Raw genomic sequence first — 17,294 nt, forward strand, 5'->3', positions numbered from 1 at the left:
AAAAAACAAGGCTTTTTCGGCCGTAGTTTTTATGATCGGGAATACAGTGGATAGCTGGAATAAGCTCCTAGTTATTGACCAAGCCGTCCACCATTACTAATTTTCTATCGGCCATATTTGCCAGTTCTTCATTGTGAGTCACAATCACAAAAGTTTGTCCCAACTCATCCCTTAATTTAAAAAAGAGTTGGTGAAGGTTCTCAGCTGATGCGGTGTCCAGATTCCCTGAGGGTTCATCAGCAAATATAATAGCAGGTTTATTAATCAAGGCTCTTGCAACAGCCACGCGCTGCTGTTCCCCGCCCGAGAGTTCGTTTGGTTTATGGTTAATACGGTGCGATAATCCTAGGTATTCTAACAATTTTTTAGCTTCGGTTTCAGTTTCCTGTTTGGGTTTATTAGCTATAAAAGCGGGAATACATACATTCTCTAAAGCGGTGAACTCAGGCAGTAATTGATGAAACTGAAAAATGAAACCCAAGTTCAGATTTCTAAATTTTGACAAAGTCTTGTCGTTCATTGACAAAATATCTTCGCCGTTTATTTTTAGTTCGATTCCTGCAACTGAACTTGGTTTGTCTAGCGTACCTAAAATTTGAAGTAATGTGGTTTTCCCAGCACCTGAAGCGCCTACAATCGAGACAATTTCGCCAGCTTTAATATGTAGGTCAACCCCTTTTAAAACCTGAAGTTGATCGTAATATTTATGTATATTTTTTGCGTGTATCATTTTTGCTATTTTTACAAAGAAACAAAGATTTTAGTGATTATTTAAAAGTTTTTCCTCCCACAACCCATAAAATTTAGTTAATCAATTCCTGCTATACTGCTATTAAATTGTAAATTTGGGCAAGGAGGCAGGCGCACTTTTGTGCCAGTGGCAGTCCTACATTAAAAATACAATAGACAATATAAAATGGATTTACACGAAGGTTTAGAAGTCGCTACTTTAGCAGGAGGATGTTTTTGGTGCACCGAAGCTGTTTTTTTAGAGTTAAAAGGAGTACATAGCGTGGTGTCAGGTTATATAGGAGGTGAAGTTGAAAATCCAACCTATGCGGCAATTTGCAAAGGAGATACCGGTCATGCAGAAGCAATAAGAATAACGTTTGACCCTAAAGTTATTTCTTTCGGCACACTTTTAGAATTGTTTTTTGCCACGCACGATCCTACAACCTTAAATCGTCAAGGCAACGATGTGGGAACGCAATATAGGTCGGAGATTTTCTATCACAGTCAACTTCAAAAAGAAATAGCGCAAGCCTACATGGATCTATTGGCTCAAGAAAACGTATTTGATAAGCCTGTAGTGACTAAATTATCAGCGGTATCTACATTTTATGAAGCCGAGGGTTACCATCAAAATTATTACAACCAAAACAAATTGCAAGGCTATTGCTCCTACGTAATAACACCAAAGATCGAAAAGGTTTATAAAGTATTTCCTGAGTTGTTGCGATAGTAGTTTTTGGCATTAGATTTGTTTATTATTGGTAAAAACTAAAAAGTATGATCGAAGAAGCCAAAATTGCGGAGACCAACAATAAAACGCGAAACTTAATTTTAGGAATTCTTTTTGACGGTATCGGTATGCTGTCCTTCACCATTCCGGCAATAGGGGAGTTTTCGGATGTCGTTTGGGCGCCAATTGCAGGATATTTAATGACAACGATGTATAAAGGGACAATTGGTAAAATAGGAGGAGTGATCACATTTCTAGAAGAGTTGTTTCCTTTTACTGATTTTATCCCATCGTTTACTTTGACATGGGTTTACAATTACCTTATTAAGCGCAATAAAAATTAATTGCTTCCTGTAAATAGAAGGTACAGCCATTATATTTCTTCAGGAGCTATTTACTTCGTCAGTCCGCTTCGCTCGTGTCCAGCTATCTGTTTCAATCTTTTACGGGGATAATAATCCCCATAAAAGGATTTCCACTGCTATCAGGGCTAGGCGAGCGGTAGTTTTCAAGAACATCAATGTACCATTTAAACAACGCTGATTTATTCTCCCTACCTTGTTTTCTTTTCTACCTTATATATAGGAGGAAAAAAGCACCATTAAAACCTAACAACACGCCTCAATAGTCAAACCTCCAATGTCGAGTGCCAATGTTTCCAAACACAATTGCGTTATACATATACCTGTACATATATGTAAAGTAATTATATACGAAACCTTCTATGGTCATAAAATCTGCTAGAATCTGCGAAATCTGCGTGCTAATGTATCCAAACACAATCACAGCATACATACATATATGTACGCAATCATATTCAAAACACTTCAAAAACAATAAATCCGCTATATCCGCGTCATCCGCGTTCCAATAATTCTAAACACAATCACAACCTACATATATAGTAGCTCAGTTACCTAAATTACATATTAAAAACAGTAAACCCGCTAAATCACCCTGCCAATAGTTCTAAGCACAAGTCACTCACATATAAAATTAGCTTTCGAACACCATCCAAACACTAGCAACACAAGAACAAACCCGCTAATTCACTTACTTTTTTCTTACAAATGTAAAAATCACCAAATTTCAATAAACAGTAACAATGTTGTTTTTCAGAGTTTTAAAACGAGTGATAAAAAAAGATTAAAAAAAGTGTGTTGTAAAGTATTGTTTAACGGTAAAGACTCACTACTTTTGCACCCGCAACAGCGACAAAGTTCTTTACATAATGACAAGCAAACGAAAAGGGAGTTGAAAATTTATTTTCAAATTATTTTCAAAAAAGCTTGTGAGAAGTAAAAGAGTTTATTACTTTTGCACCCGCTTCCAGCGACACACACAGTGAGTCAAGGAGAGGAAAAAAAGATACACACGTTCGTAGACATATTGAATTGACAGCCGTTTTAAGAGAAATCTTGAAACAAAAGAATAAGAGTAATGAGATCGAGAGATTAAAAAATGAACCGATAGATCTTCAGTCAAAAATAAATAGCTTAGTAATAAGCAAATAATATACGATGAAGAGTTTGATCCTGGCTCAGGATGAACGCTAGCGGCAGGCTTAACACATGCAAGTCGAGGGGTATAGTTCTTCGGAACTAGAGACCGGCGCACGGGTGCGTAACGCGTATGCAATCTACCTTTCACAGAGGGATAGCCCAGAGAAATTTGGATTAATACCTCATAGTATTATAGAGTGGCATCACTTTATAATTAAAGATTTATCGGTGAAAGATGAGCATGCGTCCCATTAGCTAGTTGGTAAGGTAACGGCTTACCAAGGCTACGATGGGTAGGGGTCCTGAGAGGGAGATCCCCCACACTGGTACTGAGACACGGACCAGACTCCTACGGGAGGCAGCAGTGAGGAATATTGGACAATGGGCGCAAGCCTGATCCAGCCATGCCGCGTGCAGGATGACGGTCCTATGGATTGTAAACTGCTTTTATACAGGAAGAAACCACTCTACGTGTAGAGTCTTGACGGTACTGTAAGAATAAGGATCGGCTAACTCCGTGCCAGCAGCCGCGGTAATACGGAGGATCCAAGCGTTATCCGGAATCATTGGGTTTAAAGGGTCCGTAGGCGGTTTAGTAAGTCAGTGGTGAAAGCCCATCGCTCAACGGTGGAACGGCCATTGATACTGCTAGACTTGAATTATTAGGAAGTAACTAGAATATGTAGTGTAGCGGTGAAATGCTTAGAGATTACATGGAATACCAATTGCGAAGGCAGGTTACTACTAATATATTGACGCTGATGGACGAAAGCGTGGGTAGCGAACAGGATTAGATACCCTGGTAGTCCACGCCGTAAACGATGGATACTAGCTGTTGGGCGCAAGTTCAGTGGCTAAGCGAAAGTGATAAGTATCCCACCTGGGGAGTACGAACGCAAGTTTGAAACTCAAAGGAATTGACGGGGGCCCGCACAAGCGGTGGAGCATGTGGTTTAATTCGATGATACGCGAGGAACCTTACCAAGGCTTAAATGTAGATTGACCGGTTTGGAAACAGACTTTTCGCAAGACAATTTACAAGGTGCTGCATGGTTGTCGTCAGCTCGTGCCGTGAGGTGTCAGGTTAAGTCCTATAACGAGCGCAACCCCTGTTGTTAGTTGCCAGCGAGTCAAGTCGGGAACTCTAACAAGACTGCCAGTGTAAACTGTGAGGAAGGTGGGGATGACGTCAAATCATCACGGCCCTTACGCCTTGGGCTACACACGTGCTACAATGGACGGTACAGAGAGCAGCCACTGGGCAACCAGGAGCGAATCTACAAAACCGTTCTCAGTTCGGATCGGAGTCTGCAACTCGACTCCGTGAAGCTGGAATCGCTAGTAATCGGATATCAGCCATGATCCGGTGAATACGTTCCCGGGCCTTGTACACACCGCCCGTCAAGCCATGGAAGCTGGGGGTGCCTGAAGTCGGTGACCGCAAGGAGCTGCCTAGGGTAAAACTGGTAACTAGGGCTAAGTCGTAACAAGGTAGCCGTACCGGAAGGTGCGGCTGGAACACCTCCTTTCTAGAGCCTTAATTGTTAGTTGATTTATCAACACGTTAGGGAAAAAGACGAAAAGACCTAAAGGTTTTTTAGTTTTAAGATTTTATTACTCTTGCTGTTAATTTATAAAAAAATTGAATAAAAGAATTTAAGAATAAGAGTGTCTCGTAGCTCAGCTGGTTAGAGTACTACACTGATAATGTAGGGGTCGACAGTTCGAGTCTGTCCGAGACAACTATTTACCTTAAATAAGGAAATTCTAGAGTTGAAAAGCAACAAAAATTAGTGCTAGTCACTAATTACTGTTCACTAGTCACTCATGAAATGGGGGATTAGCTCAGCTGGCTAGAGCGCCTGCCTTGCACGCAGGAGGTCAACGGTTCGACTCCGTTATTCTCCACGAATTTGGTCATAAAGTCCAAAGTCGATAGTCCAAAGTCCTAGACTTTAAGACATTTGACTTTACGATTTTAGACTAAATAAAGTTCATTGACATATTGAGATAAGAAAAATATTAAAAAGTAGAAAGCATTTTACTTGTTTATCATTAGGCAAGTAGAAAGAACGGCATTCTTAACTGAATGTTGGTACAATAAGCAAAATAAGGGCGTATGGGGGATGCCTTGGCTCTCAGAGGCGATGAAAGGCGTGATAAGCTGCGAAAAGTTACGGGGATTGGCACACACAATATGATCCGTAAATACCTGAATGGGGCAACCCACTAGATTGAAGATCTAGTACACCTACGGGTGGGCAAACCCGCTGAACTGAAACATCTAAGTAGGCGGAGGAGAAGAAAACAAAAGTGATTCCGTAAGTAGTGGCGAGCGAACGCGGATTAGCCCAAACCAATGTTGTTACGGCAATGTTGGGGTTGTAGGACCACGACATTTTATGTATGAAGAATTAGAATCTACTGGAAAGTAGAGCCATAGAAGGTGATAGCCCTGTATAAGTAATGAATATAATAGATAGTGGTATCCTGAGTAGGGCGGGACACGAGAAATCCTGTCTGAATTTGGCGGGACCATCCGCTAAGGCTAAATACTCCTGAGAGACCGATAGTGAACCAGTACCGTGAGGGAAAGGTGAAAAGAACCGTGAATAACGGAGTGAAATAGATCCTGAAACCATACGCTTACAAGCGGTCGGAGCCCTTTCGTGGGGTGACGGCGTGCCTTTTGCATAATGAGCCTACGAGTTAACGTTGCTGGCAAGGATAAGTGGTTAAGCCACGGATCCGTAGCGAAAGCGAGTCTGAATAGGGCGCTTTAGTCAGTAGTGTTAGACGCGAAACCGTGTGATCTACCCATGGGCAGGATGAAGCGCTGGTAACACAGTGTGGAGGTCCGAACCGGTTGACGTTGAAAAGTCTTCGGATGACCTGTGGGTAGGGGTGAAAGGCCAATCAAACTCGGAAATAGCTCGTACTCCCCGAAATGCATTTAGGTGCAGCGTTAGTTATAAAGTTATATAGAGGTAGAGCTACTGATTGGATGCGGGGGCTTCACCGCCTACCAATTCCTGACAAACTCCGAATGCTATATAATGTTCACTAACAGTGAGGGCTTGGGTGCTAAGGTCCAAGTCCGAGAGGGAAAGAACCCAGACCATCAGCTAAGGTCCCCAAATATATACTAAGTTGAAAGAACGCGGTTTGTCTGCATAGACAGCTAGGATGTTGGCTTGGAAGCAGCCATTCATTTAAAGAGTGCGTAACAGCTCACTAGTCGAGCGGACGAGCATGGATAATAATCGGGCATAAGTATATTACCGAAGCTATGGATTTACAATTTATTGTAAGTGGTAGGGGAGCATTCTATCAGGGTAGAAGGTGTGTTGTAAAGCATGCTGGACTGGATAGAAAAGAAAATGTAGGCATAAGTAACGATAATGCGGGCGAGAAACCCGCACACCGAAAGACTAAGGTTTCCACAGCTATGCTAATCAGCTGTGGGTTAGTCGGGACCTAAGGCGAACCCGAAAGGGACAGTCGATGGACAACGGGTTAATATTCCCGTACTACTGTTAACTGTGATGGGGTGACGGAGTGATGAAAGTGCCGCGAACTGACGGAATAGTTCGTTGAAGTACCTACCTATAAGGCCCGCAGGCAAATCCACGGGCTTTGGGGAAATACGATAGTACTCGGCGTCTTCGGACAAAGAGATAGTGCACCTAAGGGCTTCCAAGAAAAACCTCTAAACTTCAGGTTAATAGTACCCGTACCGCAAACCGACACAGGTAGTCGAGATGAGAATTCTAAGGTGCTCGAGAGATTCATGGCTAAGGAATTAGGCAAAATAGACCCGTAACTTCGGGAGAAGGGTCGCCAGCAGCAATGCTGGCCGCAGTGAAGAGGTCCAGGCGACTGTTTATCAAAAACACAGGGCTCTGCAAAATCGTAAGATGAAGTATAGGGCCTGACACCTGCCCGGTGCTGGAAGGTTAAGAGGAGATGTTATCTTCGGAGAAGCATTGAATTGAAGCCCCAGTAAACGGCGGCCGTAACTATAACGGTCCTAAGGTAGCGAAATTCCTTGTCGGGTAAGTTCCGACCTGCACGAATGGTGTAACGATCTGGACACTGTCTCAGCCATGAGCTCGGTGAAATTGTAGTAACGGTGAAGATGCCGTTTACCCGCAGTGGGACGAAAAGACCCTGTGCACCTTTACTATAGCTTAGTATTGACCTTGGATAAATGATGTGTAGGATAGGTTGGAGACTGTGAAGTGGCGTCGCTAGGCGTTGTGGAGTCATTGTTGAAATACAACCCTTTGTTTATCTGAGGCCTAACCCCGCGATTGCGGGGGACATTGCTTGGTGGGTAGTTTGACTGGGGTGGTCGCCTCCAAAAGAGTAACGGAGGCTTCTAAAGGTTCCCTCAGTACGCTTGGTAACCGTGCGAAGAGTGCAATGGCATAAGGGAGCTTGACTGAGAGACATACAGGTCGATCAGGTACGAAAGTAGAGCATAGTGATCCGGTGGTTCCGCATGGAAGGGCCATCGCTCAAAGGATAAAAGGTACGCCGGGGATAACAGGCTGATCTCCCCCAAGAGCTCATATCGACGGGGGGGTTTGGCACCTCGATGTCGGCTCGTCACATCCTGGGGCTGGAGAAGGTCCCAAGGGTTGGGCTGTTCGCCCATTAAAGTGGCACGCGAGCTGGGTTCAGAACGTCGTGAGACAGTTCGGTCTCTATCTACTGTGGGCGCAAGAAATTTGAATGGATCTGATTCTAGTACGAGAGGACCGAATTGGACTAACCTCTAGTGTATCTGTTGTCACGCCAGTGGCACCGCAGAGTAGCTACGTTGGGAAGGGATAAGCGCTGAAAGCATATAAGCGCGAAACCCACCATAAGATGAGATTTCTTTTAAGGATCGTGGGAGATGACCACGTTGATAGGCTATAGATGTAAAGGCAGTAATGTCATAGTCGAGTAGTACTAATAATCCGTAAGCTTATGTACACCTCCTCTCAGCCCCCTAACCCCCAAAGAGGGAACAAAGGGCTGAGAAGAAACTTTCTCCCTTCGACTTCGCTCAGGGCAAGTCAAGATTAATACTTTTTTCTTTATCTCAGTATGTTAAGATATTGCAGCAAAGCTGCGTTTAAAGTTTGAAGTTTAATGTTACAAGTTGTATAACTTGAAACTATAAAAACCTTAAACTCCTTAAACAATAATCTTAAGGTGGTTATTGCGGCGGGGCTCACCTCTTCCCATCCCGAACAGAGTAGTTAAGCCCGCCTGCGCAGATGGTACTGCAGTTATGTGGGAGAGTATGTCGTCGCCTTTCTTTTTAAAAACCCTGATTCTAAAGAATCAGGGTTTTTTGTTTTCAAACAATTTTTCTTGTGAAAACTCATTTTTTGGCTGAGGGATAGTAGTGAAAAGGATCAAGTTCAAAAGTTGGGGATTAAGCAAAAAGATTAGACAATCTAAATAGGAAAAAATCAATTTTTCTTACGCCTCTAAATTGCGATCTAAATGCCTTTATTTTTGCATTGAAGGATTCTGCTGAAGCATTTGTACTACGATTGTCAAAGTAATTTAAAATTGATTGATAGTTAATTGTTATCGTATTAAGTACAATATTGAAGTTTTTAAATCCCGATTCTTCTACTTTTCTATACCAATGCGCTAATTTTAGCATAGCAACATTTTTATCGTTGTTACTGTTGTATATGGCTCTTAGTTGCTGAGACAAAATATATGCTGTTTTTAAATCAGGATAGATTTCAAAAAGAAGCTGTGCTCTTTCTACTTGGTTGTGCGTCCACTTTTCTTTTGATTTATATAGTAAATAGCGACTTCTGGCTAATAACTGTTTTACGGTATCACCATTGTTTAAGAGTTGTGGAGTGTGTGTTTTGTTTTGGGATTTAGCATTTAGTATTGCCTGATTCTCTCTATCCATTGCTTCCCAACGGTACTTGATTCTGATTTCTTGTAAAGCCTCTAATGCTAATTTCTGTACATGAAAGCGATCCGTTACTTGTATGGCTTTTGGAAAACATTTCTTAGCTATCAACTTCATGGAATTTGCCATATCAAGAGTGATTTCTACAACTTCTTGTCTTTTTTTTAAGTCGATTTTACTGACTTGTTCGATAACCTGTTCTGTTTTAGTGCCAGCAACAATAGCCACTAATGATCCTTTTTTGCCTTTGGCTTCTTTATTGGTGACAATAGTATAAAGTTCTCCGTGGGATAAGGCAACTTCGTCAATGGCGAGATGAGTACCAATATTTTCAGGGTAAATAATCCAGTTATGAGCATGTTTTCTAGGTTCCCAAGTTTTAAAAGAACTTAAGTGATTTTTATACTGCCTTTGGAGTTTTTTACCGTCAACGCCAAAGAACCCTCCAATGGTGTTACAGTTAATAGCGGTATTATCTATTAATTTCTTTTAAAAAAGCCGCAAACTCTTGCGTCATACGTGTTCCCTTGGCAACTAACTGCCAATCTCTTTTAACAATCTCGCCATTGGTTTTATTTGTCCAACGACGTCGTTTAATGTGTAAGAAAACAAATTTACCCCTTAGCGGAAAATCTTGAATTGTAATTTCATCCAAAAACCCTTTGGATACTAATTCTAAAGAATCAAACTCTTTGGGAGGTTTTGATTTTTCTTCAAAATAGAGATGTAGGTTTTCCTCAGAATTGAGAGCAGAAACTATTTCAAAGTTATCTACTAGAAAATCGGGAAGAACAAATTTTAAAAGTTCGACAGAATCCATTTGTTATTGTTTTACTCTGCAAATATCTATATTTTTATTAAATCCCTCCCCAGGTTTTGTTCCTGATCCAGTGAAAATCCTTTTTTGAGGCTTTTTTATCCGCAAAAAAGATTGTAACGAATAGCCCGACGGTACTGGAACGTAGTGGAAGTAGCGGCAGGCCCATGAATTTGGAATATATCAAATTTATGTAAAATAGTGATGTAGTTATTATTTTGGCAATAGTTCTAACTTGTTAATTATGATTGTATTACTGTAAATCCTGTTATAAAATGCTAGTTAATAAGTGTTTCTAATAATAGTTAGCTCGGTATGTTTTTTACTATTAACGTTATATACAAGGAAGGTCTGGCAGTTAATACGAGAGTCTTTGTGTTGTCATGATTTTACTTTTTTGCTGATTTTTACTTTTAGCTGGACATTGGCAATTATTTTATTAGTAGGCATTATATCATTTTTTAACTATTTCGATCGTTATTTTTAGTAGGCTTTTTATGTATTGACGGACTATTTTGTTCCAACTCAAACTTAATTCTTAAATAAATTTCATACTTTTGAACCTCATTAAAAAAACACATTATGGCAGCAATTACATTAGGAGGAAATCCAATACATACAGTAGGAGTTTTACCAGAGGTTGGTACACGTTTGGCTGATTTTGAATTAATTCAAGCTGATCTTTCAGTAGCGACGTTGCACTCTTTTGAAGGCAAAAAGCTTGTTTTTAATATTTTTCCTAGTATTGATACTGGTACTTGTGCGGCATCAGTTAGAAAATTTAATGAAAAGGCGGCTAATTTAGGGAATACTTTAGTTTTATGCGTATCTAGGGATTTACCATTCGCTCAAAAACGATTTTGTGGTGCTGAAGGGATTGAGAACGTAGTTAATTTATCTGATTTCAATAACGGTAGTTTTGGAAAGAAAAATGGTTTAGAAATTGTAGATGGTCCGTTGGCGGGTTTGCATTCAAGAGCTCTTATCGTAACCGATGCTGATGGTACCGTATTGTATACTGAGCAGGTTGGTGAAATTGCTGATGAACCTAATTATGAAGCTGCATTAGCAGTACTTTAATTTGTCTTTAATGGAATTTCAAAAAGATAATTCTTTTTTTAAAGGAAGATTGAAAAGTGTAAGCTATGCTTATAAGGGAGCTTTGAAATTAATTACTACTGAGCATAGTGTCATGGTTCAATTTTCGCTTGGAGTTTTGGTTTCGATTGCAGGTTTTTATTTTAATATTACTCCTACTCAGTGGCTGTTTCAAATTTTAGCAATAGGTTTGGTAATGAGCGTTGAGGGGTTAAATACAGCTATTGAAAAAATCGCAGATTTTATTCACCCAGATTATCACGAACGAATTGGGTTTATTAAAGATATAGCAGCTGGTGCAGTATTTTTTGCAGCAATGACCGCAATTGTAATTGGTTTAATTATATACGTGCCCTATATCAGAGGCATTTAGAAGATCCAGAAATAAATAATGGCAAAATCAGTAAAGAAGGAACCTATAAAGAAGGGTAACGGTGTTACATCAAAGACTATAAAATCATGGGAATTTACAAAACAGCATAAGTTGGTTTGTGGTGCCTTACTTGTTTTATTTTCTGTAGCGCTATTGGTTTCTTTTGTTTCTTTTTATATCCATGGTCAACTAGATCAAAATTCTGTTTATGAATTTGGTGATCGCAATGAAGCGGTTGAGAATTGGTTGGGAAAGATGGGGGCTTACGTTTCTCATCTTGTAGTTTACCAAGGTTTTGGTTTAGCATCTTTTTTATTTGTTCGCTTATTCTTTTTAAGTGGTATTTATTTAATGGTTGGAATTGCTCCAAAAAAATTAAAGGGAATTTGGTTTTGGGATCTTTTTGCTTTAGTGGTTGTTTCGATTTTATTTGGATTTTTCGCTAGTTCTTTACCTGAATTGGGTGGGGTTGTAGGATATGAGTTGAACTTGTTTTTACAAGACTATTTGGGTAAAACAGGGACGCTTTTGGTGTTGTTGTTTGGGATTATTATTTATTTGGTTTTTAAAATCAAGATTTCTCCAGAGAAAATTCAACAGTTTTTTGAAAGTACTAAAAAAGAGTTGAAAGCCGATTTGAAAAACTCCGATATTGCTACTTCAGAAAATGTTAATTATAATTTGGAAGAGTTTGCTGTAGCAAATGACGGATCAGAGGAGAAAGATGATCTTCACAAGCATGATAGCAGTTCTAAATTCGAACTTAATAAAGAAGCGTTAAAACCGACAATAAGTAATTCGTCAGAAATAAATTTGGACCCTGTCCTCAAAACAGTTCCAGAAGCTCCTAAAGTTAAGGTAGAAGTTGCTAGTACAGACTCTTTCGTTGTTGAAACAGCACCCGAAGAAGTTTTTATTGAAGAAAATTTAGCTTCAAAACTAGTTTCCGACTTTGGTTTGTTTGATCCTACGCTTGATTTGTCTAATTACAAATACCCTACAATTGATCTTTTAAAGGAATATTCTACAGGAGGAATTACTATCAATCAAGAAGAACTAGAAGAGAATAAGAATAGAATTGTAGATACACTTCGTAACTACAAAATAGAGATTGCCCAAATTAAAGCAACTGTTGGACCATCTGTAACGCTGTATGAAATTGTTCCAGAAGCTGGAATTCGTATTTCTAAAATTAAAAGTTTGGAGGATGATATTGCACTGTCACTTTCAGCTTTAGGTATTAGGATTATTGCGCCTATTCCTGGAAAAGGTACAATTGGAATTGAAGTTCCCAACAAGAATCCTACTATGGTTTCGATGAAAAGTGTTATTGGGTCTGTAAAGTTTCAGGAGGCCGAAATGGAGTTACCCATCGCTTTAGGAAAAACCATTTCTAATGAGACCTTTGTCGTTGATCTAGCTAAAATGCCTCACTTATTGATGGCAGGAGCAACGGGTCAAGGTAAATCGGTTGGACTGAATGCTGTTTTGACTTCGTTACTCTATAAAAAACATCCTGCCGAAGTAAAATTTGTTTTGGTAGATCCAAAGAAGGTTGAGTTGACTTTGTTTAATAAAATAGAAAGACATTACCTAGCTAAATTACCCGATGTAGAGGATGCGATCATCACTGATAATGCCAAAGTTGTAAATACCTTAAATTCGCTTTGTGTAGAAATGGACAATCGATATTCTTTACTGAAGGATGCGATGGTTCGTAATATTAAGGAGTACAATGATAAGTTTAAGTCAAGAAAGCTTAATCCTGAAAACGGACATCGTTTTTTACCTTACATAATTTTAGTTGTTGATGAGTTCGCAGATTTGATAATGACCGCCGGAAAGGAAGTTGAAGTTCCAATCGCCCGTTTAGCGCAATTGGCTCGTGCGATAGGAATACATCTTATTATTGCTACGCAAAGACCGTCTGTAAATGTTATTACAGGTTTGATTAAGGCCAACTTTCCGGCTCGAATTGCCTTTAGGGTAACTTCTAAAATTGACTCAAGAACTATTTTAGATACTCAAGGTGCTGATCAGCTGATAGGTAGAGGAGATTTATTGTATACTAATGGTAACGATGTCGTGAGGGTACAATGTGCCTTTATTGATACACCTGAAGTAGAGCGAATCACTGATTTTATTGGATCGCAAAAAGCGTATGCGACTGCTTATTTGTTACCTGAATTTGTTGGCGAGGATAGTGGCATCAATCTTGATATAGATATTTCAGAAAGAGATACTTTGTTTAGAGAAGCAGCCGAGATTATTGTAAATGCTCAGCAAGGTTCAGCATCTTTACTTCAAAGAAAACTTAAATTAGGGTACAATAGAGCGGGTCGATTAATTGATCAATTAGAAGCGGCAGGAATTGTAGGTCCTTTTGAAGGAAGTAAAGCGCGATCTGTGAATATCTTAGATTTAAGTGCTCTTGATCAATTTTTCAATAATGAACAAAATAATTAAAATCATGAAAAAAGTTATCCAAATTACATTAATTTTTATTTTTAGTTTCTCCATTCAAGCACAAGATAAACAAGCTAAATCGCTATTAGATCAAGTGACTACCAAGGTAAGAAGCTACAACAATATTGTAATTGACTTTAAATATACGCTTAATAACGCGAAGGAAAATATCAACCAAGATAGTAAGGGAAATGTTATTTTAAAAGGCAATCAATACGTCTTGAACTTCATGGGAGTGACTAAGATCTTTGATGGTAGAAAGTCTTATACTATTGTGCCAGAGGATGAAGAAGTAACCGTTTCAAGTGTGAATGAGAATGACGATAATGCGATTACGCCTTCTAAGATGTTGACTTTTTTTAATAGTGGTTATAAGTACTATATGGATAAGGTGCAAGATGTGAGAGGAAGAAAAATCCAATATATTAAATTAGTACCAAATAGTGCTAAAGATCAGAGAAAACTAATCTTATTAGGAATCGATGTTCAAACCAAACACATTTACAATTTGATTGAAATGGGTAAAAATGGTACTAAAACTACTTTAACCGTTAATTCTTTCAAAACCAATCAACCTTTGTCAAAAAATCAATTTACTTTTGTGGAAAGTAAATACTCCAATTACTACATCAATAAATTAGATTAATTTCATCAGTGAAAATTCTAGACAAATACTTATTAAAAACATTCTTGATTACATTTGCTACGGTATTTGTAATCTTGTTTTTTATATTCATTCTTCAAACTATTTGGTTATTCATAGCTGAGCTGGCAGGAAAGGATCTTGATCTTTTCATGATTATAAAGTTTTTGCTTTTTTCAATGCCTAGGATTATACCTTTGGTACTTCCATTATCTATTTTACTAGCGTCTATAATGACTTTTGGTAACCTTGCTGAAAATTATGAATTTGCAGCAATTAAATCGTCGGGTATTTCTCTTCAAAGAGCCATGCGCAGCCTAACTGTTTTTATTCTACTGCTTAGTATTGTTGCGTTTTTTTTTGCTAATAACGTGATTCCGTACGCGGAATATAAATTTATTAATTTCAGACGAAATATAGCGCAAGTTCAACCTGCATTGGCAATTTCAGAAGGTCAGTTTAGTGATGTAGGTGTTTACAACATCAAAGTAAATAAAAAATCAGGCGACAAAGGGAGTTATTTGACTGGAGTTACTATTCACAAAAAATCAAATATTGGAGACGGAAGTAAAACAGTTATAAAAGCAAAAAATGGGGAACTGATTAGTAATGAAAGTTCGAACAATTTGCAGCTTGTCCTTAATGATGGTAATTACTATGAGGATGTAGTTCCGCAAAAATATGAAGATAGAGTTAAAATGCCTTTTGCTCGAAGCTCTTTTAAAAAATACACCTTAAATATTGATCTGTCACAGCTTAATAAAGTAGATGTTGACGAAAATAACAGCAATAGTTCTAATACGATGCTTACCATTACAGAGTTGAATTATACGCTGGACTCTTTGCAAAAAAATATGAAAACGGAAGTACTTTCTTTTTCAGAAAACAACAATATTCGAACCGGTATTGCTACCATTGTGCCGTTGAAAAAAGGGAAATTTAAAGATAAGCAGCCTAAGGACATTTTATCTTTATATACCAAAGAAGAACAATTGGCGATTTTAACGATAACACACAGCAATATGCTGAGTACAAGTTATTCAGTGGATGCGACTAAAGTTAATTTAGAAAATAAACAAAAAAACATCAACAATCATATCTTGGCTTTTTATGATAAATTTGTAATAGCCTATGCTTGTATTATGATGTTTTTTATTGGAGCTCCTTTGGGTGCAATTATTAGAAAGGGTGGACTTGGTCTTCCAATTATTTTCGCTGTGTTAATTTTCATTTCTTTCCATTTTATTAACACTTTTGGAAAAAGAATTTCACAGGAAAATGGATTATCACCCTTTTTAGGTTCTTGGCTATCGTCGATAGTTTTAACGCCTCTTGCATTGCTTTTAACCTACAGAGCCACAAATGATATTGGATTGATTAATATGGATGTTATTTTAACTCCGATTCAAAAACTATTTAAAAAATTAGTACGCTTTAAAAAAAGATAACAAAATGTCTAAAGATAAAATAATACTCAATACTATTGAGGAAGCTATAGAAGATATCCGTCAAGGAAAGATAATTATTGTAGTTGATGATGAAGATCGTGAAAACGAGGGAGATTTTCTAGCCGCTGCTGAGAAAGTGACTCCTGAAATGATCAATTTTATGGCAACACACGGTCGTGGTTTAATATGTGCACCTTTAACTGAATCGCGTTGTAAAGAATTAGGTTTACATGTTATGGTTAGCAATAATACAGACCCGATGGAGACTGCCTTTACGGTTTCCGTAGACTTAAAAGGGAAAGGAGTTACAACAGGTATCTCTGCAGCTGACCGTGCTGCTACAGTTCTTTCGCTAGTAGATGCAGCAACTAAACCACATGATTTAGCCCGCCCTGGGCATATTTTTCCGTTGATTGCTAAGCAAGGTGGTGTTTTGCGTAGAACAGGTCATACAGAGGCTGCTATTGATTTTGCAAGATTAGCAGGATTTAAGTCTGCTGGGGTCATTGTTGAAATAATGAACGAAGATGGTTCTATGGCACGATTACCCGAATTGGTGAAAGTAGCTAAGAAATTTGACTTAAAATTAGTGTCTATCGAGGCGCTTGTTGCTTACAGAATGCAGCACGACAGTCTAATAATTAAAAAGGACGATTTTGATATCGAAACTCGTTTTGGGACTTTTCGCCTACGAGCTTATGAGCAAACCACCAATAATCAAATTCATATTGCCCTAACAAAGGGTACTTGGAATACTGGTGAAGCTATCTTAACTAGAATTAATTCATCTCAAGTAAATAATGATTTATTAGGTACATTAACTAATAATGCAGATCAGCAGTTAGATGATATGTTCAAAATTATAAATGAGAATGGTAAAGGAGCTGTTATTTTTATTAATCAAGACATGCAATCGGTTAATTTATTGAATAGACTATCGGAGTTAAAGCAATTACAGGCCGAAGGTCAAATGAAGGCGCCTAAAATTATAATAGATAGCAAGGATTACGGAATTGGAGCTCAAATATTGCATGATATTGATATTTCTAAAATTCGGTTAGTTTCGAATACAACCCAAGGAAAGAGAGTTGGAATGATAGGGTATGGCCTTGAAATTACTGAATACGTCAGCTATTAATACCTTTGCCAGATTTAATTTTAAAAATAAGTTTAAAGTAAATCTATGGAAATGAAAGGATTAAAAATTAGTTTAAAAAACTACTAAAATTTTTATCTAAATTGTTTTTGTAAATCGAAAAAGGTGCTTATATTTGCACTCGCAATCAGCAAATGATTGTCGCTCACTGGAGAAATGGCAGAGCGGTCGAATGCGGCAGTCTTGAAAACTGTTGACTGTAACAGGTCCGGGGGTTCGAATCCCTCTTTCTCCGCAAAACAAAACCCGAAACGAAAGTTTCGGGTTTTTTGCTTATCATATGTCCCGTCCTGAAGTAACGATGTACAAAAAGTGGATCAAGTTCAAAAGGGATCAAGTTCAAAAGTTGGGGATTAAGCAAAAAGATTAGACAATCTAAATAGGAAAAAATCAA

At 38.4% G+C, this 17,294-nt stretch carries 11 protein-coding genes, 3 tRNA genes and 3 rRNA genes; 14 read left to right on the forward strand and 3 right to left on the reverse strand.

Annotated features, from left to right (window positions below):
* Positions 1-67: 67 nt before the first annotated feature.
* Complete coding sequence (locus ACZ2G0_RS09100; protein ID WP_470307358.1) at positions 68-730, reverse strand: ABC transporter ATP-binding protein; 663 nt, start codon at positions 728-730, stop codon at positions 68-70.
* Positions 731-916: 186 nt separating this feature from the next.
* Between ACZ2G0_RS09100 and msrA the strand changes: the two genes are divergently transcribed.
* From msrA to rrf, 7 genes are all read left to right on the forward strand, one after another.
* A complete protein-coding gene (gene msrA / locus ACZ2G0_RS09105; RefSeq protein WP_470307359.1) occupies positions 917-1,462 on the forward strand; it encodes a peptide-methionine (S)-S-oxide reductase MsrA in 546 nt (181 codons plus the stop codon).
* A 47-nt stretch (positions 1,463-1,509) separates the two neighbouring features.
* Entirely contained in the window at positions 1,510-1,806 is a 297-nt protein-coding gene (locus ACZ2G0_RS09110) for a hypothetical protein (protein WP_470307360.1), read from the forward strand.
* Between the two features lie 1,173 nt (positions 1,807-2,979).
* Positions 2,980-4,493: ribosomal RNA gene (locus tag ACZ2G0_RS09115) — 16S ribosomal RNA — on the forward strand.
* A 140-nt stretch (positions 4,494-4,633) separates the two neighbouring features.
* Positions 4,634-4,707, forward strand: a tRNA-Ile gene (locus ACZ2G0_RS09120).
* Between the two features lie 91 nt (positions 4,708-4,798).
* A tRNA-Ala gene (locus tag ACZ2G0_RS09125) sits at positions 4,799-4,872 on the forward strand.
* Positions 4,873-5,062: 190 nt separating this feature from the next.
* Positions 5,063-7,947 (forward strand): 23S ribosomal RNA (locus ACZ2G0_RS09130).
* A gap of 218 nt (positions 7,948-8,165) precedes the next feature.
* Positions 8,166-8,275, forward strand: a 5S ribosomal RNA gene (gene rrf, locus ACZ2G0_RS09135).
* The 16S, 23S and 5S rRNA genes sit together here with 2 tRNA genes alongside, the layout of an rRNA operon.
* Positions 8,276-8,395: 120 nt before the next feature.
* On the opposite strand, the gene ACZ2G0_RS09140 is transcribed toward rrf, so the two are convergent.
* Together ACZ2G0_RS09140 and ACZ2G0_RS09145 are read right to left on the reverse strand one after the other, a co-directional pair.
* The gene (locus tag ACZ2G0_RS09140; RefSeq protein WP_470309839.1) at positions 8,396-9,379 is read right to left on the reverse strand and encodes an ISAon1 family transposase; all 984 of its coding nucleotides are present in this window, start codon (positions 9,377-9,379) and stop codon (positions 8,396-8,398) included.
* Entirely contained in the window at positions 9,372-9,719 is a 348-nt protein-coding gene (locus ACZ2G0_RS09145) for an ISAon1 family transposase N-terminal region protein (RefSeq protein ID WP_470307361.1), read from the reverse strand. The genes ACZ2G0_RS09140 and ACZ2G0_RS09145 overlap by 8 nt, the downstream gene beginning before the upstream one ends.
* 579 nt (positions 9,720-10,298) lie before the next feature.
* Here ACZ2G0_RS09145 and tpx point away from each other — a divergent pair.
* From tpx to ACZ2G0_RS09180, 7 genes are all read left to right on the forward strand, one after another.
* Positions 10,299-10,796: a thiol peroxidase gene (gene tpx, locus ACZ2G0_RS09150; protein ID WP_470307362.1), complete on the forward strand. Its 498-nt coding sequence runs from the start codon at positions 10,299-10,301 to the stop codon at positions 10,794-10,796.
* A gap of 10 nt (positions 10,797-10,806) precedes the next feature.
* Positions 10,807-11,187 carry a diacylglycerol kinase gene (locus tag ACZ2G0_RS09155; RefSeq protein ID WP_470307363.1) on the forward strand — a complete coding sequence of 127 codons (381 nt, stop codon included), beginning with the start codon at positions 10,807-10,809 and terminating at the stop codon, positions 11,185-11,187.
* 18 nt (positions 11,188-11,205) lie between these two features.
* The gene (locus ACZ2G0_RS09160) at positions 11,206-13,653 is read left to right on the forward strand and encodes a DNA translocase FtsK (RefSeq protein ID WP_470307364.1); all 2,448 of its coding nucleotides are present in this window, start codon (positions 11,206-11,208) and stop codon (positions 13,651-13,653) included.
* A gap of 4 nt (positions 13,654-13,657) precedes the next feature.
* The gene (gene lolA1, locus ACZ2G0_RS09165) at positions 13,658-14,299 is read left to right on the forward strand and encodes an outer membrane lipoprotein periplasmic chaperone LolA1 (RefSeq protein WP_470307365.1); all 642 of its coding nucleotides are present in this window, start codon (positions 13,658-13,660) and stop codon (positions 14,297-14,299) included.
* 8 nt (positions 14,300-14,307) lie between these two features.
* Complete coding sequence (locus tag ACZ2G0_RS09170) at positions 14,308-15,744, forward strand: LptF/LptG family permease (protein WP_470307366.1); 1,437 nt, start codon at positions 14,308-14,310, stop codon at positions 15,742-15,744.
* A 4-nt stretch (positions 15,745-15,748) separates the two neighbouring features.
* Positions 15,749-16,882 (forward strand): 3,4-dihydroxy-2-butanone-4-phosphate synthase, encoded by a 1,134-nt coding sequence (ribB, locus tag ACZ2G0_RS09175; RefSeq protein WP_470307367.1) that lies wholly within the window; start codon positions 15,749-15,751, stop codon positions 16,880-16,882.
* Positions 16,883-17,050: 168 nt separating this feature from the next.
* Positions 17,051-17,135 (forward strand) — tRNA-Ser (locus ACZ2G0_RS09180).
* The last annotated feature ends 159 nt before the right edge of the window (positions 17,136-17,294 follow it).

The sequence above is a fragment of the Flavobacterium sp. KKT103 genome, assembly GCF_055640565.1.